This is a genomic window from Rhizobium sp. TH2 (genome assembly GCF_024707525.1).
GTDB lineage: Bacteria > Pseudomonadota > Alphaproteobacteria > Rhizobiales > Rhizobiaceae > Rhizobium_E.
Genome location: NZ_CP062231.1, coordinates 2,731,739 through 2,754,153 on the forward strand (window position 1 = coordinate 2,731,739; position 22,415 = coordinate 2,754,153).

Annotated in this window: 20 protein-coding genes and 1 pseudogene; 9 read left to right on the top strand and 12 right to left on the bottom strand. The window is 61.5% G+C overall.

Annotated features, from left to right (window positions below):
- Window positions 1-4: 4 nt before the first annotated feature.
- Window positions 5-439 carry a hypothetical protein gene (locus IHQ71_RS13680; RefSeq protein WP_258162486.1) on the top strand — a complete coding sequence of 145 codons (435 nt, stop codon included), beginning with the start codon at window positions 5-7 and terminating at the stop codon, window positions 437-439.
- 360 nt (window positions 440-799) lie between these two features.
- Here the strand turns inward: IHQ71_RS13680 and IHQ71_RS13685 are convergent, their stop codons facing one another.
- Both IHQ71_RS13685 and IHQ71_RS13690 read right to left on the bottom strand, forming a co-directional pair.
- Complete coding sequence (locus IHQ71_RS13685; RefSeq protein WP_258162487.1) at window positions 800-1,486, bottom strand: gamma-glutamylcyclotransferase; 687 nt, start codon at window positions 1,484-1,486, stop codon at window positions 800-802.
- 16 nt (window positions 1,487-1,502) lie between these two features.
- On the bottom strand, window positions 1,503-3,839 hold the full coding sequence (locus IHQ71_RS13690) for a rhodanese-like domain-containing protein (protein ID WP_258162488.1): 2,337 nt from the start codon (window positions 3,837-3,839) through the stop codon (window positions 1,503-1,505).
- A gap of 194 nt (window positions 3,840-4,033) precedes the next feature.
- Between IHQ71_RS13690 and IHQ71_RS13695 the strand changes: the two genes are divergently transcribed.
- The 4 genes and pseudogenes from IHQ71_RS13695 (at window position 4,034) to IHQ71_RS13715 (ending at window position 6,620) form a co-directional block, all read left to right on the top strand.
- The gene (locus IHQ71_RS13695; RefSeq protein WP_258162489.1) at window positions 4,034-4,177 is read left to right on the top strand and encodes a hypothetical protein; all 144 of its coding nucleotides are present in this window, start codon (window positions 4,034-4,036) and stop codon (window positions 4,175-4,177) included.
- Window positions 4,178-4,750: 573 nt separating this feature from the next.
- Complete coding sequence (locus tag IHQ71_RS13700) at window positions 4,751-5,272, top strand: hypothetical protein (protein WP_258162490.1); 522 nt, start codon at window positions 4,751-4,753, stop codon at window positions 5,270-5,272.
- Between the two features lie 69 nt (window positions 5,273-5,341).
- Window positions 5,342-5,824 (top strand): annotated as a pseudogene (locus IHQ71_RS32050) (hypothetical protein); the annotation flags it as partial.
- A gap of 70 nt (window positions 5,825-5,894) precedes the next feature.
- On the top strand, window positions 5,895-6,620 hold the full coding sequence (locus tag IHQ71_RS13715; RefSeq protein WP_258162493.1) for an adenylate/guanylate cyclase domain-containing protein: 726 nt from the start codon (window positions 5,895-5,897) through the stop codon (window positions 6,618-6,620).
- Between the two features lie 35 nt (window positions 6,621-6,655).
- Here the strand turns inward: IHQ71_RS13715 and IHQ71_RS13720 are convergent, their stop codons facing one another.
- The 3 genes from IHQ71_RS13720 to IHQ71_RS13730 all read right to left on the bottom strand — a co-directional run bounded on the left by IHQ71_RS13720 (window position 6,656) and on the right by IHQ71_RS13730 (window position 8,781).
- Window positions 6,656-6,949 (bottom strand): DUF1236 domain-containing protein, encoded by a 294-nt coding sequence (locus tag IHQ71_RS13720; protein WP_258162495.1) that lies wholly within the window; start codon window positions 6,947-6,949, stop codon window positions 6,656-6,658.
- Window positions 6,950-7,080: 131 nt separating this feature from the next.
- Window positions 7,081-8,082 carry a tRNA dihydrouridine(20/20a) synthase DusA gene (gene dusA, locus IHQ71_RS13725; protein WP_258162496.1) on the bottom strand — a complete coding sequence of 334 codons (1,002 nt, stop codon included), beginning with the start codon at window positions 8,080-8,082 and terminating at the stop codon, window positions 7,081-7,083.
- Between the two features lie 9 nt (window positions 8,083-8,091).
- Complete coding sequence (locus IHQ71_RS13730; protein ID WP_258162498.1) at window positions 8,092-8,781, bottom strand: TerC family protein; 690 nt, start codon at window positions 8,779-8,781, stop codon at window positions 8,092-8,094.
- A 172-nt stretch (window positions 8,782-8,953) separates the two neighbouring features.
- On the opposite strand from IHQ71_RS13730, the gene IHQ71_RS13735 reads away from it, so the two are divergent.
- A complete protein-coding gene (locus IHQ71_RS13735; protein WP_258162499.1) occupies window positions 8,954-9,481 on the top strand; it encodes a gamma carbonic anhydrase family protein in 528 nt (175 codons plus the stop codon).
- On the opposite strand, the gene IHQ71_RS13740 is transcribed toward IHQ71_RS13735, so the two are convergent.
- From IHQ71_RS13740 to IHQ71_RS13755, 4 genes are all read right to left on the bottom strand, one after another.
- A complete protein-coding gene (locus IHQ71_RS13740) occupies window positions 9,433-12,498 on the bottom strand; it encodes a bifunctional diguanylate cyclase/phosphodiesterase (RefSeq protein ID WP_258162500.1) in 3,066 nt (1,021 codons plus the stop codon). The two genes, IHQ71_RS13735 and IHQ71_RS13740, sit on opposite strands and share 49 nt — an antisense overlap.
- A gap of 120 nt (window positions 12,499-12,618) precedes the next feature.
- A complete protein-coding gene (locus tag IHQ71_RS13745; RefSeq protein WP_258162501.1) occupies window positions 12,619-13,020 on the bottom strand; it encodes a Fur family transcriptional regulator in 402 nt (133 codons plus the stop codon).
- Entirely contained in the window at window positions 13,017-13,838 is an 822-nt protein-coding gene (znuB, locus tag IHQ71_RS13750; RefSeq protein WP_258162502.1) for a zinc ABC transporter permease subunit ZnuB, read from the bottom strand. The genes IHQ71_RS13745 and znuB overlap by 4 nt, the downstream gene beginning before the upstream one ends.
- A complete protein-coding gene (locus tag IHQ71_RS13755) occupies window positions 13,828-14,727 on the bottom strand; it encodes a metal ABC transporter ATP-binding protein (RefSeq protein ID WP_258162503.1) in 900 nt (299 codons plus the stop codon). Before IHQ71_RS13755 ends, znuB begins: the two co-directional genes overlap by 11 nt.
- Window positions 14,728-14,825: 98 nt before the next feature.
- Between IHQ71_RS13755 and IHQ71_RS13760 the strand changes: the two genes are divergently transcribed.
- The 3 genes from IHQ71_RS13760 to IHQ71_RS13770 all read left to right on the top strand — a co-directional run bounded on the left by IHQ71_RS13760 (window position 14,826) and on the right by IHQ71_RS13770 (window position 18,111).
- Complete coding sequence (locus IHQ71_RS13760; RefSeq protein WP_258162504.1) at window positions 14,826-15,758, top strand: zinc ABC transporter substrate-binding protein; 933 nt, start codon at window positions 14,826-14,828, stop codon at window positions 15,756-15,758.
- Between the two features lie 130 nt (window positions 15,759-15,888).
- A complete protein-coding gene (locus tag IHQ71_RS13765) occupies window positions 15,889-17,805 on the top strand; it encodes a glycosyl transferase (RefSeq protein WP_258162505.1) in 1,917 nt (638 codons plus the stop codon).
- 63 nt (window positions 17,806-17,868) lie between these two features.
- The gene (locus IHQ71_RS13770) at window positions 17,869-18,111 is read left to right on the top strand and encodes a hypothetical protein (protein WP_258162506.1); all 243 of its coding nucleotides are present in this window, start codon (window positions 17,869-17,871) and stop codon (window positions 18,109-18,111) included.
- Between the two features lie 51 nt (window positions 18,112-18,162).
- Here IHQ71_RS13770 and IHQ71_RS13775 read toward each other — a convergent pair whose 3' ends face one another.
- The 3 genes from IHQ71_RS13775 to IHQ71_RS13785 form a co-directional block, all read right to left on the bottom strand.
- Window positions 18,163-19,773: a glycoside hydrolase family 43 protein gene (locus tag IHQ71_RS13775; RefSeq protein WP_258162507.1), complete on the bottom strand. Its 1,611-nt coding sequence runs from the start codon at window positions 19,771-19,773 to the stop codon at window positions 18,163-18,165.
- Between the two features lie 242 nt (window positions 19,774-20,015).
- A complete protein-coding gene (gene mgrA / locus IHQ71_RS13780; RefSeq protein ID WP_258162508.1) occupies window positions 20,016-21,068 on the bottom strand; it encodes an L-glyceraldehyde 3-phosphate reductase in 1,053 nt (350 codons plus the stop codon).
- A 206-nt stretch (window positions 21,069-21,274) separates the two neighbouring features.
- Entirely contained in the window at window positions 21,275-22,408 is a 1,134-nt protein-coding gene (locus IHQ71_RS13785; RefSeq protein ID WP_258162509.1) for a Gfo/Idh/MocA family protein, read from the bottom strand.
- Window positions 22,409-22,415 lie beyond the last annotated feature (7 nt).

Below are 22,415 nucleotides of genomic sequence, written 5' to 3' on the forward strand. Positions count from 1 at the left end.
TTCTATGAAAAAATTCTTGATCCTCATCATCGCCGCCATATTCATGGCCACCACCTCCTTCGTCACCGTGGCGGAGGCGCGCGGCGGAATGAAATGGCGCAATGGCGGCAACTATCACGGCTGGAACAATCGCGGCTGGCGGGGCCACAATCGCGGTTATCACAATGGTCATAGATACAACAATCGCCATGGTCGCTGGAACCGCCACCACCGTGGTCACCGCCATCACGGGCGCTATTACGGCGGATGGTATGGTGGCTATTGGGGACGCGGCGTCGTCATCGCGCCGGGCTATTACGGTGCCTATGACGGATATGACAGATACGATGGCTACGACGACGATTACGGCGCCTATCAAGACGTCTGCTTCGTGAGGAAGGTCCGGCGCTACGATCGCAACGGTCGCGCCTATATCCGCCGTGTCCGCGTCTGCGAATGACCGCTTCGAGAGCGGTAGCCGAAGGCTGGAAATCGATTAAGTATCGATTTCAGCGAACGAAGGCCTGAGCGCGGGCCGCTCACGCCCTCTTCTCCCCAGCGGGGCTCCGCAGCCGTCGCCGCCGGAGGCGACGCAAATCGATCCAGTGAATCGATTTGAGGCGAAGGAGGCCTGAGCGCGACGTCGCGCGAAGGCTGGTGGCGCTCAGCGCCGGATGAGGGGGGTGCGCGAAGCGCCAAAGCCGCACTCAAAAGCCCCCTCATCGCCTCGCATTCATCAGGCACTTCTCCCCGCTGGGGAGAAGAGGGAGCCAGCAGCGGTATTGCCGCTCCAATTGCGAGAGCTCACCCACCCCTCTCCTCACCCAATCCGCTCGATCCGCTCCGCCACCAGCCGCTGCAGCTTCCACAGGTTCCTGTCGTGGATACCCTTCGCCTCGAGGTTGGCCACGGTGTTGAGCAGATACTCCGCCCCGGTTCCCCAGTGGCCGCACGCCCGCGCCAGCACATCGGCGATCGCCTCGGCGGGCAGACGCCCCGCATAGAGCGGAGACTGCCGGTTCATCACGAAGGTAAGCGCGTGGACCGGCCCCGACGCGGTTTCGACCACGATCCAGCGCGGCATGCTGTTGGCGGGCTTGGCGGTAAATTCCCGCCGGAACAGTTTTGCGAATTGCTGTTCCAGATTGCCGTCGGGCAGGTCGTAGAGCACGCCACGACACTGCCCGCCACGATCGAGCGCCATCATCAGCCCGGGATTGTCAGGGGTCCCGCGAAATCTCGGCATGTGAAAACAGAAAGCGCGATGCCAGCCACGCGCCGCGCCAACCTCCTCGCCGACATGCTCGATCTCGGGCTTCCAGATCAGCGAGCCATAGGCGAACAGCCGCGTCCAGGCACCGGGCGCGGGATGCGTCCCGATCATCCGCGCCACCCACGCATCGTAATCGCCATCCGTATGCAATTGCATGCCGGGCGGCGCGCCACCGTCCTCCACGATGCGGTGGATTTTTGCGATGTGATCTGCGGTGAGGCTCAGTTTTCGCATGGGGGCACCAACAGCGTTAGGGAATCTCAGACTGTGGGCCTGATCCCAGCGCTTTCTCGATCGGATACCCGGCATCTTGCCATTCCGGAAATCCACCGGCGAAGTAGAATATCCGCTTGTATCCCCAGGCAACCGCCTTGGCGGACGCATAAGCGGAATAAGGGCAGTGTTTTCCGTGGCAATAGAATGTCACCTCGGCGTCTTTTGCAACCACCTTCGCGAGCGATTCTCCGGACAGGTGCGTGACCAGCGATAAGTTGATAGCTCCGGGAATATGTCCATTGCCATAATCAAACGGTGCGCGGACATCAATGAAGGGTACGCCACGCTCGCGCAGCATCCTGGCTTCCTTGGCGTCGACTTTCATCGTTCCCTCAACGGTGGCTTCGCCATCCGTCATGGTCATGAACTTCACGTAGTCATCGAGCGCAAGATCGGTACCCGCCCCCTCGGGCACGCCTGCCTTCCGCAGACCTTCCTGCATGAGATAGATGTATTGTCTGTGGTAATGGAAGGCGACGCCATACCAGTCCCATGCGATTTCCTGAACCGTCAAAGGATCATAGGCAGCGGCCAAGGCAAGTTCGTTGTACCGATCGATGGCGGCCTGGACACCATCGGTAAGGCCGAGATGCCCAAGGCTGGACACCAGCATGGCATAGTCCGTATGCACGTCGGACTGCTGCTCCACCACGCGCTTTAAGGTATCAACCGCTTCCTGATACTTTCCCTGGCAGAAAAGCGATAGCGCGAGAATGCGCAATGTCCCCGGCGCAAACCGCGGGTCGAACCGCATGGCTAGACGGGCTTCCTTCTCCGCCTCGGCAGCGCGGCCAGTGGCGTTGAGGATACGCGCCTTGCCGACGTGGTTGTCAGGATCGTTCGGGGCAAGCACCATCGCTTGCTCGATGGCGACGAACGCGGCGTCGTAGTTGCCTTGCTGCGCGAGCAATTGCGAAGAGATAGCGTAGGCCAGCGGCGTCGGCCTTTTCATCGCCTTCGCAAGATTATCTTCCAGGCTCTGGTACGCATGCTCCCAACCAACGCCTGCCGTCGAAAACCAGAACGATAGCGTTACCCGCCAGTTAGCTGCTGCCAGCGAAGCGTAGGCTCGGCCATAGTCGGGATCAAGCTGTACAGCTTTCTCGAAGAGCGCGATTGCCTTCAAAGTGTCCTTCTCGTTGTCGCGGCGCAGATAATCCCAACCCTGCAGCAGGGCATCATAGGCCTGAAGATTGGTTGTCTCCACGGCACTGCTCGCAGCCTGCTCCGTCGTCGAGAGTTTTACGGCAAGCGTCGATACTATGTGCTCGATAACCTTGTCCTGCAGTCCGAATACCCCACCGAGCTCCCCATCGTAGCGCTCGGCCCAAAGATGATGGCCGCCTATTGCATCAATCAATTGGGCATTGATCCTCACTCGATTGCCGTCACGACGCACGCTGCCTTCGAGTATGTAGCGAACGCCCAGATCTTGTGCGACCTGTTGTGCCTTGGTGGGCTTGCCTTTGTAAGTGAAAGAGGAATTCCTAGAAATTACGAAAATGCCGGAAAGTTGGGAGAGGTCAGTAATCAAGTCCTCCGTCATGCCGTCGGCAAAATACGATTGCTCAGGATCAGAGCTGAGATTGTCGAAGGGCAGAACGACGATCGAAGGCTTGTCCGGCAGGGGGAGCGCGGTCTGGGCGACGGCAGCACTGTCGGCGCCTCGCTGCCATGTCGTAAGCCATACCACCGAAGCGCCTGCGAGGAGTGCCAATGCGACTGAGACGGGTATAATCCAACTGCGATGATTTCGCGCTTCGGGCTTCGGACGACGGCTTCCATCGAAATTAACGCGATAAACGCGCACGGGTCGCGAGATGTTCTTCACACGCTGTTCGCCGATAAATTCCAGCGGTAGCTCGACCTTGCCCTGCAAATGATCGAAGGCGGTTCCCGATATGAACAGTCCTCCCGCATCACAGATCTGTTCCAGGCGCGCGGCCACGTTGACGCCGTCACCGAGCAAGTCATCGCCGTCCACCACGACATCGCCGAGATTGATGCCCATACGCGAACGAAGGCGCTTTTCGGGCAAGACGTCCATCTGGCGCGCGGCGAATTCCTTTTGTGAAGAGACTGCACATGCGACCGCATCAACAACGGAGCCGAACTCCACGAGCAGGCCATCACCCATGACCTTGACGATGCGTCCATGATACTCCGTGAACAGAGGATCGAGAACTTCGGCGCGCAAGACCTTCAAGGCAGCGAGGGTACCAGCCTCGTCGGATTCCATCAGTCGGGAGTAGCCGACGATGTCGATGGCGAGAATTGCGACGAGCCGCCGGTCGGCGTGATCCATACCCATGGCCGCCCCTCCCCAGGAGTTCAAGAACGGGTTCGTTAGAGCTGTGACACCGCTCGATTGGGCGGCCGCAACCTTACGCGCATTCTCTTGTTCGTGCCACCGACGGTCGATTGCAGCCGAAAATCAAAGTCGAGGCACCGTCAGTGGCACGTGTCCAAGCGCCGAGCGGAGGCGTACATCCATTGCGGAAAGGGATGATCCGTTCCGGGAGGTGGGAGCCGCAAAATGGTGGCCTGGCAACTTATGCTGAAGCGTTGAAGGATCATGCGGCATTGCCTGATAAGTTGGCGGACATCCACGAAGTGCTGACAGAAAATGAAACCGATTATCCGCATTGAAGGATGACTGCTCCAGGCCGCTTTGCCGACATTGGCCGCGCCGCGACCCTTCACCAATCAGCGAAAGACTTTCGTCGATCAACTTAACCGACTGTAAAAGCTACAGGAATTTTTTCCTTCCAGACCCATCCCCGCCCTCAAAACCTGTGAGAGAATCACCCCGTCTCACCCTCGGCTACACCGCAGGGCGCTGCGGCGGAGGTGGGACCGGTGCCTGTTGCGGGAAGACGACGTAAAGTCCCGCTTCGGGCGTCCGCGAGAAGGGGCCTCCCCCGGGTGACGCCGAAAGGCAAAGTACCCGGGCGTGCGTTGTACCGCACACAGGCCCGTCCCCCCGGATCTGACACATCCGGGATCGGGGTCGGGCGCAGACGGCCGAGTTCGCGGATGAAAATACACCGAACGGGGCACGGCAACGTGTCATACGGCTGCGAAAGCAGCCACTAAACCTCGGCACGGCGACGTGCCCCGGCCGATCCCTTATGTCCAAGACGGGGGATCGGGAGTGAAATGAGCCAAACCACGGAGCGAAACCGCCCGCGTGAACGCCAACCCATGCCCAAAGGAAACCACATGCAAGATCTCCCTCCGCCCATCGTGAAACTCAAGCAGCAAAGTTTCCTGTTCTTCCACACCGCCACCCGCTTCGGCTTTTACGAACACGTATGCCCTGTCCGCGCCTGCCGCCGGCACCGCTATTGCGCAAATCCGCTCGGCCTGCTCCACGCCCCACCCTGCTTTGGCCGAGTGGAGCAGCCCGACCGTTCGCATATCTGGGCTGTCCTCGAAGCGATCGACGGCATCCACGAGGGCACGCTCCGGCCGCCGGCCAGCGACGATGCCGACCTGATATGGGCCCACGAGCAGGCCATCGCCATCTTCCGCGACGCGCTGTCGATGATGCCGGAATTCACCGAGGCGTTCGAACAATGGCACCGCGCCTATACCACGCCGCCGCCCAAGCCGCTCGATCCCCGGCTCGCCAGGCTGGAACTCGTCCGCATGGAGCACAGTCTCGCCATAAGCGAAGCCCTGTCCCGCACATCCACCGGCCGCGCGCAGCTGAAGGAGGGGAACCCTGCCCCCTCGTCCTGATGCAGTTGACTCGGCGCATCACTATCGCCCATCATCGAGCAAGCGGCGGCCGGCGCTCGGGGGTTGCGGATGGCGGTTCTGAATACACTGCAACATGCGCTCGGACGCGCCATCGCCTTCGGCACCACGGGCTATCCGGAAAAGGTGGCGCGGCGGCTGCGAGCCGTCAACATCATCTGTTGGAGCGTGGCGCTGTTGATCGGGCAGTTCACCATCCGACGCCTATCAGACCCGTCACCCGGCATGATCAGGATCGGGCTGCTCGGCATCGTGATTTCGCTCACCTTCACGCTCATTCCGCTGCTCCATCGCATCGGCCCGCGTGCCGCAATGTTCACAGTCGCCACACTCGTCTACATCGACGTGTTCCGCGTCTCATGGGACGGCGGCATCGGCGGTGGCTACTGGTTCGGCTATGTCACCGCGATCGCGCTGATCGTCCTGCTGCTCGGCGCCGAAAATGCCGTGCTCTCGACGGCGCTGTCGATCATCGCGCTGGCCCTGATGCTGTTCCTCCATACCCATGTGCCCTACAACGCCGGCGAACTCTCGCCGGAGCTGCTGCACAATGCCTTGCTGACCAATGTCGTCTTTCAGTCCGTGCTGATCATACGCGGTCGTGATGTATGCCTCCCGCCAGATCGCCCGGGCCGAGACCGAGGCCGAGACCGAGCGTGCCCGCTCCGATGCGCTGCTCGCCAACATCCTGCCGCCGGCGGTGGCCGAGCAGCTCAGGACCTCGCCGGGCAGGATCATCGCCGACCGCTTCGAGAATGCCTCCGTGCTTTTCGCCGACATGGCGGGCTTCACCGCCCGCTCCGGCACGATGCCGCCCGAGGAACTCGTGCGGTTCCTCGACCGCATCTTCGGCGTCTTCGACGAACTCACGGCCCGCCATGGCGCCGAGAAGATCAAGACCAATGGCGACGGCTACATGGTGGCCGCCGGGCTTCCCCTGCCGCGCGCCGACCATGCCGAGGCCCTGGCGGGTCTGGCGCTCGACATGCTCGAGGCCGCGCGCGGCTTCGAGGGCGATGTGCGTATCCGCGTCGGCATCGCATCCGGCCCCGTCGTCGCCGGCGTCGTCGGGTCCGCAAAATTCTTCTACGATGTGTGGGGCGACACGGTGAATATCGCGTCGCGCATGGAATCGACATCGGAGAATGGCCGCATCCAGGTTTCCGCCGCGACAGCCGCGTTGCTGGCCGGCACATTTGCCCTCGAGCCCCGCGGTCTGATCGAGGTCAAGGGCAAGGGCCCGATGCAGACCTGGTATCTCATCGGCACAAGCGACATGTCGGCGCAAACGCAAGCGCCGCCCGTCCTGGAGGACGAGCGGCGCCAATGAAACCGGTAGGACTGGGGAAACCGGCGCGATCCGGCTTAGTTGTAAACCTTGATCACCTTGCGGGTGCGCGGCTCGACGATGATGCGGCGCTTGTTGGTGACGACATAGCCGAGGTCGTCATGATCGGGCACCTTGCGGATCACCACCGTGTCCGGCAGCGCGTCGCCCTCGTTGAAGTCCTCGTCATAGACCACGGTATCGTCATACGGCTGCTCGGTCACATAGCGATCGGCATCTTCCGGCACGACATAGACGGTTTCGGCCCTGGCTTGCGCGACGGCGAAGGCGGAAAAAGCGACCATCGTCGCGGCAATAAGCTTGGCTTTCATCATGTCTCTCCTTTATCGGGGGATACTCCGATATCCGGCTAATGCCACGCGGAGCGAATGGTTCCGATAAAAGGACTCTTTCCCTAAGGATAATCGTTAAGTCCCGGGAAAAAATGGAAAAATGGCGAAATCTAGGCAGCCAGAAGCGCCGGCTGTACCGCCTCGAAGGCCTGCGCGATCACCTCCGGCCCAGCGCCCGGACGGGTCGCATCCGACGACAGGATCTGCCGGTAGCGGCGGGCGCCTTCCAGGCCCTGGAACAGGCCGATCATGTGGCGCGTGACATGGCCCAGCCTGCCACCCGAGGCGATGTGGTGGCCCGCATGCTCCATCATCGCATCGCGGATGACGCTCCAGTCCAGCACGGTTTCCGGGGCGCCATAGACCAGATGATCGGCATCGGCGAGGATGGAACTGTTGTGATAGGCCGCCCGCCCCAACATCACCCCATCGACATGATTCAAATGCTCGACGGCTTGATTCAAATCCGCAACGCCCCCGTTGATGCCGATGAAAACATTCGGATATTTCTGCTTCAGCCGATAGACCCTGCTATAATCGAGCGGCGGGATATCGCGGTTTTCCTTGGGGCTCAGGCCTTGCAGCCAGGCCTTGCGGGCATGGACCCAGATCGCATCCGCCCCGGCATCGAGCACCTTCGCCGCGAGATCATCAAGCGCGATTTCCGGATCCTGGTCGTCGACGCCGATCCGGCATTTCACCGTCACCGGCACCGGGGAGACAGCCTTCATCGCGGCGATGCACGCGGCCACCAGATCGGGCTCCCGCATCAGGCAGGCGCCGAACGTGCCGGATTGCACCCGGTCCGACGGACAGCCGACATTGAGATTGATCTCGTCATAGCCGAAATCCACGCCGATCCGCGCCGCTTCTTCAAGCTTTGCTGGCTCGGAACCCCCGAGCTGCAGCGCCACGGGATGCTCGCTAGCATCGTAGCCGAGCAGCCGGTCGCGCTTGCCGTGGATCGCCGCATCCGCGACGACCATTTCCGTGTAGAGCAGGCTCTTACGCGTAAGCAGGCGATGGAGGAACCGGCAATGCCGGTCCGTCCAGTCCATCATCGGCGCGATCGCGAGGATCTTCGCACCGCTTTTCACAGCGTCCGCGTACATCCGGCCTCCTCAGTGAACCGCGGGCACCGCGCTCTTGAGCAGCGGGATCGCCGGCAGCGTATGGCCAAGCACCTGGTCCGCACCTTCATAGATCATGCGGATCGCGACATAGAGGATGATGACGAAACCGACCCAGGCGATCCACCTGTGCTTGTGGAGCAACTTGGCGATGATGGCGGATGCCGCGCCCATCAGCACGACCGACAGGCCGAGGCCGAAGATCAGCGCCCAGAAATGATCCTTGGCGGCGCCGGCCACCGCCAGCACATTGTCCAGCGACATCGAGACGTCGGCGATGATGATCTGCGTCACGGCCTGGCGCAGCGTCTTGCTGCCCGGCTTGGCGCTGACGGTACCGTTGCCATTGATATCATGGCCGGCAAGCGCCTCTTCCGCCTCGTGCAACTCGTGCTCCGTGGTGACGAGCTCGCGGTACATCTTCCAGCACACCCAGAGCAGCAGGATGCCGCCGAGCAGGATGAGGCCGACAATGGCAAGCAGCCAGGTCGTCATCAACGCGAAGATGATGCGCAGGACGGTCGCGGCCAGAATGCCGATCAGGATCGCCTTCTTTCGCAGGTCCGAAGGCAAGCCGGCAGCAGCCATGCCGATGACGATGGCATTGTCGCCAGCAAGCACGAGGTCGATCATGATGACTTGCAGGAAGGCGGCGAGCGCCGCATAATCGAGACCGAACATGATTTTCAGAGATCTCCCGTTAAAACTGGGCTGCTGTCGAAGGGTTATCCCGTGCCAATTGGACGGAATCGCCGGGCAAGTCAACCTTCGCCGGAAACACAAACACGTCAGGAACGCCCCTTTCTCGGTTCGCGTTCCCAAGACACGCATGAATGAATGAGAGGAGTATAAAATGCCGCTTTACGCACTCGGCAAGGATGAGCCGCGGCTACCCGCTGAAGACGATTACTGGCTGGCGCCGGACACCCATATCATCGGCAAGGTCCGGCTGGCGCCCGGCGTCGGCATCTGGTTCGGCGCGGTGCTGCGCGGCGACAACGAACTGATCGACATCGGTTCGGGCACCAATATCCAGGAAGGCACGATGATCCATACCGACATGGGCTATCCCGCCACGATTGGCGTGAATTGCACGATCGGCCACCATGCGGTCATCCATGGCTGCACGATCGGCAACAACTCGCTTGTCGGCATGGGCGCGACGATCCTCAACGGCGCCAGGATCGGCAACAATTGCCTCGTCGGCGCCAATGCGCTGGTCACCGAGGGCAAGGAATTCCCGGACAATTCGCTGATCGTCGGCTCACCTGCCCGCGTGATCCGCATGCTGGATGACAAGGCTGTCGAGAACATCAGGAGGTCGGCCGTATCCTACGTCGCAAACTGGAAGCGCTTCAAGCGCGACATGCGCAAGCTGTGAGGATCACGCTGAAATCTTGACCGGCAGGTCGAACAAAGCAAGCGTATCGGCCGCCCGCATCGGCCGGCCGAAATGATAGCCCTGCGCCGTCTCGCAGCCAGGATCGCGGCATGTTCGGCTGTCTCGACGCCCTCGGCCACCGTCACCATGCCGAGATCCTTGCAAAGATTGGTCACGGCCCGGATGATCGCCATCGATTCCGGATTGTCGTTGAGGTCGCGGACGAAACTCTGGTCGATCTTGATCTTGTCGAAGCGGAACTTGCGGATATAGCTCAGCGATGAATAGCCGGTGCCGAAATCGTCCATCGCGATCTTCACGCCGAGTAATTTCAAGTCGCCGAGGATCGCCATCGTCTGGTCGGTGTCGTTGAGGAACACGCCTTCGGTGATCTCGATCATCAGCCGCTCCGGCTCGAGCCCGGAATGGCTGAGCGCGCTCACGACCTTCAACTGCAGCTGGCCGGTCCGGAACTGCACCGGCGAGACATTGACCGCGACGGCGATGTCATCCGGCCATTGCAGTGCCTGGCGCGTGGCGGTGTCGAGCACCCAGCGGCCGATCTCGTTGATCAGCCCGGTTTCCTCGGCCACGGGAATGAAGTCGGCCGGCGAGACGAAGCCGCGGCGCGGATGATGCCAGCGGATCAGCGCCTCGAAAGCGAGGATCCGGCGGTCGTCAAGCGACACCAGCGGCTGATAATAGAGTTCGAACTGCTGGCCCACAATCGCCTCGCGCAGATCGCGTTCCATCTCGTGCCAATCGCGCATCTTGCGATCCATATCGGGCTCGAAGAAGCGGTAGCTGCCCTTGCCCTCCTGCTTGGCACGGTAAAGCGCCATGTCGGCATTCTTGAGCAGTTCGTCTGCATCGGTCCCGTCGCGCGGTGCGAGCGCGATGCCGATCGACGTGCCGATGATGATGTGATGGCCGTCGATATCGAAGGGCTCGGAAATGCAGCGCGTCACATCGACGGCGAGCTTCTTGGCGCCGATCGGCTGGGCCGTATTCGTCAGATGGAGCGCGAACTCATCGCCGCCCAGGCGGGCCGCGAAACAGTCGGCACCGAGAATGGCGCGGATGCGGTTCGCAACCTCGACGAGGAGCGCATCCCCGATCGGATGGCCGAGCGTGTCATTGACGATCTTGAACCGGTCGAGATCGAGGAACAGCAGCGCCGCCTCCCCGTCCGCGCCTTTTTCGATCTGCTGGTCGACATGCTTGCGGAACAGCGCGCGGTTGGCGAGGCCGGTCAATCCGTCATGCATCGCCATGTGCTCGATCTTTTCGCTGGCGACCTGCTTTTCGGTAATGTCCTCGTGGGTGACGACATGCCCGCCATCTGGCAGCTGCATCACCTTCATGGTCATGATGCGGCCGTCGTCGAGTTCCACGAGCCGCTGCGATGTCTGGTATCTGCCTCGGATGTCGTGTTCCGTATCGTCGGAAATCACCCGCTTCACGCCGGCACCCTTGGCCCGGCAGAGTTCGATGAATTCCTTGACCGTCACGCCCCCGAGATCGCCGGTATCGCCGAGATTATAGATATGGGCGAGGCGCCGGTTGGCGACGATGATCCTGCCGTCGCTGTCCAGCATGTAGAGGCCTTGCGGCATGTTCTCGATGGCGCCATTCAACCGATCGCGCTGCAGGCTGATTTCGGCGCGCGAACTTTCCTGCAGTTCGCGGCGAGCCTGCGTCAGCAACTGGAAGGTCCGGGAGAACTGGATGGCAAGGTCGCCGATCTCGTCGCCGCGTTCGAGCAGCGAGATATCGACGGGATCGTCATCCTCGCGAAGGGCGCGGCCAAGCCTGCCGACATTGTTGGTAAGAAGTTCGAGCGGCCTTGTGACGGCATTCTTGAAATACCAGCCCACCAGCAGCGTGAAGAGCGCGGCGACCGCCATGGTTGCCGCAATTTCCCAGCTCGCCCAATTGGCATCTTCCTCGGTCCGCGCCTGCGCATTGCGGTTGATCCGCTGGGCTACATCCATGATGTTGAGAAGTGCGACCGAATACTGCCCCTGCTCGCGTTGCAGGCGCAGGACCAGACCTTGCTTTGCCCGGTCGATCTCGATCAGCGCTTGCGCCGATTTGAAAAGCGAGCGCGGGCCGTCGTCCAGCATCAGCCTGGTCTGCTTGACCATGGCATAGGTGCCGGCATATTCGCCTGCCCGGCCGATGCTTTCGTAATATTGCCTCGACGCCTCGAAGACGCCTTCGAGCGACCGCATCTTGATCAGGAAGCTCTTGCGCTTGCGCTGGAAGTCGATCGATTTGTTGGAATTGGTCACCAGCACACTGGCGCTGCCGATCTCGGCGACGAGAATCCTGACCTTGTAGAAATCCCTGATCTGGCGGCTGATCTCGCTGATCTCGGCCTCCATCCGCCGCTCCGAGATCTCGTAGACGGAAAATGTGCCGCGCGGCAGGTGCGTCTGCTTGATCCGCCGCAGTTCGGCCAATCTCGCCTCGAGCGCGATTACGTTGGTTGACGCCTTCAGCCCCACGACATTGGTGGCGATCCGGATCGAGTTCTCGGCCGAGGAGAAATGGCTCTTGGAAGTTGTGTATTTATGACAGATGTCGAGCAATGCCTGCCGCGTGCGGAAGATCTTCTGGCCGGAGAATTCGTAGCGCTTGAGTTCCTTCAGCGCATTGGCCTCGCCGGCGAGTTTCTTGAGACTGTCCAGCTTCGTCGTTTGATTGGCTTCGGAACTCGCGAGATAACGCGTCGCCCCCTCCAGGCTGGCGCAATTGCGCATCACTGGATCGAAGACGCTCTGCAGTTTCTGATAGCTTTCCGACAGCGATATGACGCCGATCAGCAAAGGAGACGCGGCGTCCGAGGAAAAGTTGACCGAGGTTTCGACCTGGCGAACATTGAGGATGGCATTCGCACCGGAAAACAGAGCGATAGCAAGCGACACACCCACACCCAGCATCACCTTGTAGCGAAAGCGGAGATTGGATTCCTTGAACGTCTTGCCGCTCGTACGCCTAGACGGGTTGCCCATCCCTCACCCGGGTTTGTCGGCCGTCATGAAACGCGGCCGTAATCCGGAGAACCTTAGCCTTTACTGCTTGAAAATGGATTAATACGGCTGCCTTAGGCGTGCCATTATGTAAACCGCGGCTTACGAGCAGTCCTTGCAGTGACCGCGAATCTCGATCGTGGTCTTTTCCGGCTTGAAATCCTTGGCGCTCTGCCAGGCATGCAGCCGGCCTTCGATGCCCTGATCGTGGAATTCGGTCACGGTTCCGCAGTCCTCGCAGATCGCAAAGGCGGTGATGCCATGCTCATGCGCCGCATGATCATGCGGGTCGGTACAGGCGACGAAGGCGTTGAGGCTTTCGAGCCGGTGAACCAGCCCGAACTCCGTCAGCTTTTCCAGCGCCCGGTAGACCTGAAGCGGCGCGCGAAAACCGTCGCCGCGCAGGTCGTCGAGAATGTCATAGGCACTTTTGGGCGACGATGCCGCCTTGAGGGCGCCGAGAACGAGCGCCTGGTTTTTTGTAAGTGCGCTTGCTTCGCTCATCGGCCTGCTCCTTCCTGCTCAGTGTTTCTCCAGCCCGATCCGAAAGGCAGCAGGCTCAGCACGAACAGCGCGAGCGCCGCGACGACGATCGAAGGGCCGGAAGGCGTATCGAATTTCAGCGACCCGAACAGGCCGCCGACCACCGCGACCGCGCCGACCACGGATGAAACAACCGCCATGACCTCCGGGGTCGAGGCGAAGCGCCGCGCCGTTGCCGCCGGGATGATGAGCAGCGACGTGATCAGCAGTATGCCGACGATCTTCATGGCAATGGCGATCACCAGCGCCAGCAGCAGCATGAAATAGAGCCGTGCCCGCTTGGGGTTCAACCCCTCGGCTTCGGCGAGGTCTTCCGAAACGGTCGAGGCGATCAGCGGACGCCAGAGATAGACGAGTGCCATCAGCACCAGGATGCCACCGCCCCAGATGATGTCGATATCGGCGCGGCCGACGGCCAGGATATCGCCGAACAGGAAGCTCACCAGATCGACCCGCACCCAGGTCATGAACGCGAGCAGTACCAGACCCACCGAGAGCGACGCATGCGAGAGGATACCGAGCAGCGTATCGGCCGACAGCGAGCCCGCGCGCTGCAGAAAGAGCAGCAGCAGCGAGACGAGCGAGGCCACGACGAAGACCGCGACGATGAGATTGAGATTAAGCAACAGGGAGAGCGCAACGCCGAGCAGCGCCGAATGGGCCATCGTATCGCCGAAATAGGACATGCGCCGCCAGATGATGAAGCAGCCGAGCGGCCCTGCGGTGAGCGCGAGCCCGACACCGGCGACCAGCGCCCTCGTAAAGAAATCATCGAGCATCGGTTTGCTCCTCGCTCAAGGATTTCGGCCGCACCAGCCGCGAATGATCGTGCCCACAGCCGCAATCCGGTCCATGGACATGGTCATGATGGTGACCGTCTTCGGGATGGCAATTGTCCGTCACCGAACCGTCCTGATGCACGACGCGGCCATCGGGCAGATGCGTGTGGTCGTGATGGTGGGTGTAGAGCGCCAAGGCGCCAGCCCCGCGCGCGCCGAACAGGCGCTGGTATTCCTCGCTCTGACTGACCATTTCGGGCGTCCCGCGGCAGCAGACATGGCCGTTCATGCAGATCACCGTGTCGGTGGCGGCCATGACGACATGCAGGTCGTGCGAGATCAGCAGCACGCCGCAGCCCGAGCGGGCGCGGATCGCGGAAATCAGTTCATAAAGCGCGATCTCGCCGGCGAAATCCACGCCCTGCACGGGTTCATCGAGAACCAAAAGGTCCGGCTGGCGGGCGATGGCGCGGGCGAGCAACGCGCGCTGGAACTCGCCGCCCGAGAGATGCTGGACCTCGGCCCTGGCGAGATGGCGGACGCCGGTCTCTGTCAGTGCCGCATCGATCTCCTTGCGCGGCAGCGGGCCAGTCAGCGTCATCAGGCGCTCGACTGTCAGCGGCATGGTCCGGTCGATCGCCATCTTCTGCGGCACGTAGCCGATGCGCAGGCCGGGCCGGGTCATGACCTCCCCTTCATCGGGGCGCAGAAGCCCGATCGCCATGCGCGCGCTCGTCGACTTGCCCGACCCGTTGGGGCCGATCATCGTGACGATCTCGCCCTGCCGGACATCGAAGCTCACGCCGCGCACCAGCCAGCGTCCGCGCCGGCTGACGCCTGCGCCATCCAGTGACACAAGGTACCGATCGTCTGTGTTTCTCTGCAGCATGGGAATTTCCAAATAGGGGCTTGGCAGGCCTTATAGCGTACGTTATAGCATTACGCAATTCATGTAATAACATAACATTACAAAATGAGGTATGCAGCATGACCAAGCTTTCCGCGACTCTGGCCCTGATCGCCGGCACGGTGCTCTTCGCGCCCAATGTGGCCCAGGCGGCACCCGATGTGGTCGTCTCGATCAAACCGATCCATTCGCTGGTTGCTTCAATCATGGAAGGCGTCGCCGAGCCGGGCCTCATCCTCAAGGGCGCCGGTTCACCACACACCTACCAGATGAAGCCGTCGGACGCCGATGCGCTACAGAACGCAACACTGATCTTCTGGGTCGGGCCGGAATTCGAGCGTTTCATGGAAAAACCCATGGAATCGCTCGGCGACAAGGCCAAGGTGATCGAACTCGAAAAGGCGGCCGGCCTCACCCTGCTGCCGACGCGCGAAAGCGGTACGTTCGAACCCCATGCCGATGAAGAGGAACATGCCGGCGGAGAAGATCACGAGGAGCACGATCTCCACATCTGGCTGAGCACGGCCAATGCCAAGGCGATGGCGGCCGAAATCGCCAGCTCGCTCGCCGCTGCCGATCCGGCCAATGCCGCTGCCTATCACCAGAACCTCGCAAAACTCGATACGAAACTTGATGCGCTGGCCGCAGAGATCAAGACGACCGTGGCGCCGGTGAAGGACAAGCCCTTCATCGTCTTCCACGACGCCTACCAGTATTTCGAGAAGGAATTCGGCGTCAATGTCGCGGGCTCGATCACGGTCACACCGGAGAATATGCCGGGCGCCGCACGCATCGCGGAAATCCACGAGAAGCTGAAGACGCTCGGCGCCAGTTGCGTCTTCGCCGAACCGCAGTTCGAGCCGAAGCTGATCGACGTCGTGCTCGAAGGGACGCAATCGAAGACCGGCACGCTTGACCCGGAAGCGGCCACGCTGGCCGAAGGTCCGGAGCTTTACTTCAACCTGATGCGCGGCCTCGCCGGATCGCTGAAGGATTGCCTTTCCGCCGGTTGAATGAGCGCGCGATCCGCCGCCGCAGTCCATTCGCCGCTGCGGCGCAACGACTTTGCGCTTGCCCTCCACCCCAGGGCAAGCCTCATCGTGTCTTCTGGTCATGGATGATAGACCATAGCAGGATTCGACGATGCACGCCCTGAAACAGCCCCTGCCTGCCGAACCATCGGCTTTCCAAGAGCGGGCCATGGCGGCTTGGCAGGCGGGCGATAGCGAGACGGTATTTGCCTCCGTCAACGAAGCGATGGCCCTGCCCGGCGGTGCGCCCCCTGCTTTGCTCGAACTTCTCGGCCATGCTTTCCTGAAATCGGACCTGCCCGCCGAGGCGGCCGAAGCCTATGCGACGGCAGCGCAAATGGATGGCGGCGGCTTTCCCTATCTCAAGCGCGCAAGCGCTGCCTGGGCGATGGCAGGCAATGAGCAACAGGCATTCCTCACCGCACTCCAGGCACAGAAGCTGGTGGCGGATGACCCCGATATCGTCTTCACGCTGGTCAAGGGCTTCCAGCTGCGCGGCGAGAGCGAACTGCTCGACCATTTCAAGAACCGCCTCACTTCGAGCAGCAACCCCGAACACCTGCTTCTCGCAGCGAACCTGATCAGCGCCGAGACACGCAACCCCGCCAACCTCCCCCTGTTCAAGAAGCTGCTGGCCCAGCACCCCGACGACCACTACACACAGTTCAAGCTGATGGCCGTGGCGCGCGAGTTCTGCGACTACGAGACGGTTCTCGGTCAGGAGGCTTGGCTGGAGGGTGAACTTGCAGCCGGCCGCGAATGGGTTTTTGAAGGCCAGACGCAATTCGCGAACCTGCTCCATTGCGGCGACGAGCGGCTCAATCGTCTCGCGACCAACAATGTCTGCATCAAGGGCGACCCGGTACCGGCCGCGCGGCAGATCAGGCGCGCCATGCGCCACACATGGGGCGGGAAAATCCGCATCGGTTACCTCTCGAACGATTTCGGCAGCACGCACGCCACGATGCGGCTGGCGCGGCGGGTGCTGGAACTGCACGATACATCGCGTTTCGACGTGACGCTTTACTGCCATAGCGACGACAACCTGATCGCCCGCGACGATGGCGGGCGCGCGCATTGGGGCCGGATCGTGCGGGTCGCCGACCTCGGCGCCGTGGAGACCGCCGAGAGAATCCGCGATGACGGCATCGACATCCTCGTCGATCTCAAGGGCCATACCGGCAATTCCCGCCGCCATGCGCTCAACCATCCCGCCGCACCGATCCACATCGGCTGGCTCGGCTTTCCCGGATCGACCACCGGCGTCGACCTCGACTACGTGATCGGCGACCGCTTCGTGCTGCCCGACAGCGCCATGCCGCATTACCACGAGAAGTTCCTCAGGATGCCCGGGAGCTACCAACCCAATGACGACACGCACCGGGCTCTCCCCGGAAAGGCCTCACGGGCCGAGCTCGGGCTTCCAGAAGATGCTTTTGTCTTCGGAAGCTTCAATTCCAACCGCAAGATCACGCCGCAAACGCTTGATCTCTGGGCGGAAATTCTATCACGCGTGCCGGGCTCCGTCCTCTGGGCGATGATCTACCACCAGACCAGCCAGGCGAATTTCGGGAACTATCTGGCGCGGAAAGGCATAGCGGCCGAGCGGGTGATCTTCGCCGACGCGGTCGGTTACGACGCCCATGTCACCCGCATCACCGCCGCCGATCTGGGGCTCGACACGTTCCCCTATAACGGCCACACGACGACATCGGATATGCTTTGGGCCGGGTTGCCGGTGCTGACCAAGCGCGGCACGAACTTCGCCTCGCGCGTGTCGGAAAGCCTGCTCAACGCCGCCGGATTGCCGGAACTGGTCGCCGCGGACGACCGGGCCTTCGTGGAGACGGCCGCGGAACTTGCATCGAATCCGGGACAACTGCTCCGTCATCGTCAACATCTTTGCAACCAGCGCAACAGGCTTGCGCTTTTCGACTCACGAAAATTCTGCCACGATCTGGAGCGCGCCTACGAAATTGTGATCGCGCGGGCGCGAAGCGGGCTGGAGCCGGACCATATTGATATATAGGGTCCTGATATTAAACGCCGATTCTGCTGCTATCATCGATTGAAAAACGGGAAGGGAACTCACATGACCAAGATCAAGACTCCGGCCATCGTTGCTATTTCCATGGCTATCGGCATCGTTGCCGGCGCAGGCGTCACCGCCATCGCAGCCCAGCCAAACATGAAAAACGCCCTCGACCATCTCGTCGCCGCCGACGCATTCCTCGCCAAGGCCAACGACAACAAGGGCGGCCACAAGGCCAAGGCCCGCTCGCTGATCAGCCTCGCGATCCGGGAAGTGCGCGCCGGCATCCGGTTCGCCAACTAAGCATATCAGGGAGACCCACCGGTAAAGCTCGGCGGGTCTCTTTTTTCCGTGTCAGAGTCGCTGGTAGCTGAAACTGTCGAAATCCGCGACCTTACCGCCCCCCGTAATATCATAGGCGAACATGCCCACGAAGGCGCCTGTGAACGAGCCATGCTCGCCCACCCCTCCCTCATCCGACACCACACCGCCATCGAGCACCGGGCCGACCTTCTGCCAGCCGCTCTCACCCTCGGCATGCCAGTAAAATTGCAGGTCGTTATCGATGACTTCGACGCCAAGATGAATGCGGCCATCCGGGATCACGATGCCACTCTCGATCGGGAATGTCAGCTTGCCTGAGGGGTAGTCGCCCGGGCAGGACTGGATGACCAGCACCCGGCCGAGCTTTTCGTGCAGGGTGATGCCGATCGCATGGAACTTGTAGCGATTGTAGTAATAGGTCAGGCCCGCCGTCTGCTGGTAGGTCTCGGGCGAGAATTCCACCACCGTTTCGGCACGAAACCGGTGATCCTCCTGCCGCCGCGCGACAAGCGAGAATTCGAACCACGAGCCGATGCTTTCGCGGGCAGTGAGCCGCAGATGTCCCGGTCTCGCCGTCGTCGAGAACAGCCGCTCGGGTTCCGGAGTCCGCAGCCATTGGAAATCGGCATGCAGCGTGCTTTCGTTGAAGCCGTAGCTTACCGTCCTCGGCCGCTCCGAGGTCACGGCATCGTTCGGCGCCGGCACTTCGACCGCAGGCACCATGCTTCCATGCGCCAGCCGCGGCCAGCCATCATCGTGCCAGGTGATCTTCTGGATGCCGGTCTCGCGGCCGAGCGTGCAGCGCCGATGCGGTGGCAGCGGCCGGCCTAAGAGATGCGTCACGTACGCCTCACCCGCCGGCGTCTCGACATATTGCCCGTGCCCGGCGCGCTGCAGCACGGCATCCGGTGCGTCTTTCGAGGTCACCAGGTATTTGTCCGGATGGAGTTCGTAAGGTCCGAGGACATTCTTCGACCGGCCCATGCTGATCGCATGGTCGTAACCCGTTCCGCCCTCGGCGGCCGTGATGTAGTACCAGCCGTTCTTGCGGAAGATATGCGTGCCCTCGACCAGGCCGAGCTCGGTGCCGCCGAAGATATTGTGGATCGGCCCGACGAGCTTCTTCGTCTTCGCGTCCCATTCCTGGCACAGGATACCGTCAAAAGCGGGATGCCGGCCGGGCGTGTTGAAAGCTTCCCTGCGATGGTTCCACTGTTGCTGCATGAACCATTTGCGGCCATCCTCGTCGTGGAAGAGCGACGGATCGAAACCCGAGGAATTCACATAGACCGGGTCCGACCACGGCCCTTCGATCGCGGGCGCGGTGACGATGTAGTTATGCGCGTCCTTGAACGAGCCGTCGAAACGCTTGACGTCGGTATAGACCAGCCAGAAAAAGCCGTCAGCATAGGACAGGCATGGCGCCCAGACGCCGCAGGAGTCAGGATTGCCGCGCATGTCGAGCTGGCTCTTGCGATTGAGCGGGCGGATTGCGAGCGTCCAGTTGGCGAGATCGCGGGAATGATGGATCTGAACACCCGGGAACCATTCGAAGGTCGAAGTGGCAATGTAATAGTCGTCGCCGACACGGCAGATCGAAGGGTCCGGGTTGAAGCCCGGTAGGATGGGGTTGACGATCATGGTTCCTCCGACATCAAGGGCTTCACCCCTCACCAACTTCGGCCAAGGGTTCACTTCGCTCACCCGGCCTGCGTATCCTCTCCCACAAGGGGAGAGGTAGACTCGCGGCACCACGGTGCCTCAAGCGAATGTCGAATGCGGGGCACCCTACCTCTCCCCCTGTGGGAGAGGATAGGAAGTCCGCACAAGACCGAAGGTCGAGTGCATGGACGCGCTTGGTGAGCGGTAAGCCCTAGATGCAACTACTTCTTCTTCCGCGCTGGCCCCTTGCGCTCCGCCGAAGCCGCCCAAAGGTTGATGTCGGCCTCCTTCGCATATTTGTCGATCTCTTCGAGCTCCGACTTGCTGAAATCGGGCGTCTCGATCGCCGCCACGCAATCCACAACCTGGCTCGGCTTGGATGCGCCGATCAGCGCCGAGGTGATGCGGCCGCCGCGCAGCACCCAGGCGAGCGCCATCTGGGCCAGCGTCTGGCCGCGCTTCTCGGCGATGCGGTTCAGCGCGCGGATATTCTCGACGTTCTTTTCGTTGAGGAAATCCGGGTTGAGCGACTTTTCCTGCACCGCGCGGCTACCCTCGGGAATGCCCCCGAGATATTTGGCGGTCAGCATGCCCTGGGCGAGCGGCGAGAAGACGATCGAACCGAGGCCGAGATCTTCCAGCGTGTCGATCAGGCCGTCTTCCTCGATCCAGCGGTTGATCATCGAATAGCTCGGCTGGTGGATGACGAAGGGCGTACCGAGTTCCTTGAGGATCTTGTAGGCTTCCTTGGTCCGCTTGGAATTGTAGGACGAGATGCCGACATAAAGCGCCCTGCCCGAACGCACGATCTGGTCGAGCGCCATCATCGTCTCTTCAAGCGGCGTCTCGGGATCGAAGCGGTGCGAATAGAATATATCGAAATAATCGAGGCCCGTGCGCTTCAGGCTCTGGTCGCAGGAGGCGATCAGGTATTTGCGGCTGCCCCATTCGCCATAGGGGCCCTTCCACATATCGTAGCCGGCCTTGGACGAGACGATCAATTCGTCGCGATAGCCCTGGAAATCCGTGCGCATGATCTCGCCGAACGCTGTCTCGGCGCTGCCCGGAGGCGGGCCGTAATTGTTGGCGAGGTCGAAATGGGTGATGCCGAGGTCGAAGGCCGTGCGGCAGATCTCGCGCTTGAGTTCGTGGCGGGTATCGCCGCCGAAATTGTGCCAAAGGCCGAGCGAGATCGCCGGGAGCTTCAGCCCGCTCTTGCCGAGGCGATTGTATTTCATCTTTTCGTAACGATTGTCGGCTGGCTGCCAGGCCATGGTGAGTCTCCCAAAAATATGACTTTGAATATGTGGCTAATACCCCGCCCCGACCCCTCCCCACAAGGGGGAGGGGCTACCCCGTTGCACCGTCGTTACTCTCCTAAACAGCCCTGCTTGTGGAGAGGTCACCTGCAGGCACACCGATGCGGCACGTTAAGCCCCTCCCCCTTGTGGGGAGGGGTTTGGGGCGGGGTCTTAAAGTCCTAGCGCAACAACGCCTTGGCATCCTCGATCCCGAACGCCGCCGGTTGGGTGCAGGTGGTCCGAATCTCGACCGCCTTGCCCTCTTCCGCCGAGCGCAGGATCGAGGTCAGCACGTCGATCGTGTGCAGCGACCGGTCGAGCGAGCAGCGATAGTCGCCGCCTTCCTCCACCGACCGCATCATATCCGACAGGCCGACGCCGCGGTAGTTGGCCTGCGTACCCCAGGCGAATTCATAATTATGCGACGTCATCGGGTGGTCCCAGACTTCGACTTCCCTGGGTTCGCGATCGGTACCGGCAACCTCCACCTTGCCGCCGAAGAAGTTCGGATCCGGTACGAAGATCGCGCCCTCGGTACCATAGAGCTCCATGTTCTGGTGGCGATGCGCCCAGACGTCCCAGCTCGAGGTGAGCGCGACGTGGGCGCCGCTTACAAATTCCAGGATGGCGTGGACGTTGGTGGCAACGATGACGGGGACTTTCTCGCCCGTGCGCGGACCATTGCTGATGGTGCGTTCTTCCTTACCCTTGTTGGCAAGCGCGACGACGCGCTTGATCGGGCCGATCAGGTTGACGAGATTGTTGATGTAATATGGTCCCATGTCGAGGATCGGGCCACCGCCGGGACGGAAGAAGAAATCCGGGTTCGGATGCCACATTTCCATGCCGGGGCCGAGCACGTGGGCGGAACCCGACGTGACCTTGCCGATCTTGCCTTCGTCGATCAGGTGACGGGCATACTGATGCGAGCCGCCGAGATAGGTATCTGGCGCCGAGCCTACCTTGAGGCCCTTGGCATCGGCAATCTTGCGGAGATCCTCGCCTTCCTCGATCGACAGCACGAAGGGCTTTTCCGAATAGACATGCTTGCCCGCTTCCAGCGCCTTCTTCGAGACGCCATAATGCGCCTCGGGGATCGTCAGGTTCACCACCACGTCGACCGCCGGATTGGCGAGCAGCGTCTCCATTTCCTGCGCCTCGACGCCGAATTCCTCGGCGCGTCCCTTGGCCGCCTCCATGTTGATATCGGTGCAGGCCACCACTTTCAGATTGTTGAACATCGGAATGAGCTTGAAGTAGGCCCCCGAAATATTGCCGCATCCAATGATGCCGACGCCGTATTCTTTCGTCATGGGATGA

Coding starts and splice junctions, on each gene's coding strand:
- IHQ71_RS13760 (WP_258162504.1), top strand. CDS start 14,826: ATGACCAAGCTTTCCGCGACTCTGGCCCTGATCGCCGGCACGGTGCTC.
- IHQ71_RS13755 (WP_258162503.1), bottom strand. CDS start 14,727: ATGCTGCAGAGAAACACAGACGATCGGTACCTTGTGTCACTGGATGGC.
- mgrA (WP_258162508.1), bottom strand. CDS start 21,068: ATGGCCTGGCAGCCAGCCGACAATCGTTACGAAAAGATGAAATACAAT.
- IHQ71_RS13740 (WP_258162500.1), bottom strand. CDS start 12,498: ATGGGCAACCCGTCTAGGCGTACGAGCGGCAAGACGTTCAAGGAATCC.
- dusA (WP_258162496.1), bottom strand. CDS start 8,082: ATGTACGCGGACGCTGTGAAAAGCGGTGCGAAGATCCTCGCGATCGCG.
- IHQ71_RS13745 (WP_258162501.1), bottom strand. CDS start 13,020: ATGAGCGAAGCAAGCGCACTTACAAAAAACCAGGCGCTCGTTCTCGGC.
- IHQ71_RS13785 (WP_258162509.1), bottom strand. CDS start 22,408: ATGACGAAAGAATACGGCGTCGGCATCATTGGATGCGGCAATATTTCG.
- IHQ71_RS13770 (WP_258162506.1), top strand. CDS start 17,869: ATGACCAAGATCAAGACTCCGGCCATCGTTGCTATTTCCATGGCTATC.
- znuB (WP_258162502.1), bottom strand. CDS start 13,838: ATGCTCGATGATTTCTTTACGAGGGCGCTGGTCGCCGGTGTCGGGCTC.
- IHQ71_RS13680 (WP_258162486.1), top strand. CDS start 5: ATGAAAAAATTCTTGATCCTCATCATCGCCGCCATATTCATGGCCACC.
- IHQ71_RS13730 (WP_258162498.1), bottom strand. CDS start 8,781: ATGTTCGGTCTCGATTATGCGGCGCTCGCCGCCTTCCTGCAAGTCATC.
- IHQ71_RS13735 (WP_258162499.1), top strand. CDS start 8,954: ATGCCGCTTTACGCACTCGGCAAGGATGAGCCGCGGCTACCCGCTGAA.
- IHQ71_RS13685 (WP_258162487.1), bottom strand. CDS start 1,486: ATGCGAAAACTGAGCCTCACCGCAGATCACATCGCAAAAATCCACCGC.
- IHQ71_RS13700 (WP_258162490.1), top strand. CDS start 4,751: ATGCAAGATCTCCCTCCGCCCATCGTGAAACTCAAGCAGCAAAGTTTC.
- IHQ71_RS13775 (WP_258162507.1), bottom strand. CDS start 19,773: ATGATCGTCAACCCCATCCTACCGGGCTTCAACCCGGACCCTTCGATC.
- IHQ71_RS13715 (WP_258162493.1), top strand. CDS start 5,895: ATGTATGCCTCCCGCCAGATCGCCCGGGCCGAGACCGAGGCCGAGACC.
- IHQ71_RS13720 (WP_258162495.1), bottom strand. CDS start 6,949: ATGAAAGCCAAGCTTATTGCCGCGACGATGGTCGCTTTTTCCGCCTTC.
- IHQ71_RS13690 (WP_258162488.1), bottom strand. CDS start 3,839: ATGGGTATGGATCACGCCGACCGGCGGCTCGTCGCAATTCTCGCCATC.
- IHQ71_RS13765 (WP_258162505.1), top strand. CDS start 15,889: ATGCACGCCCTGAAACAGCCCCTGCCTGCCGAACCATCGGCTTTCCAA.
- IHQ71_RS13695 (WP_258162489.1), top strand. CDS start 4,034: ATGATCCGTTCCGGGAGGTGGGAGCCGCAAAATGGTGGCCTGGCAACT.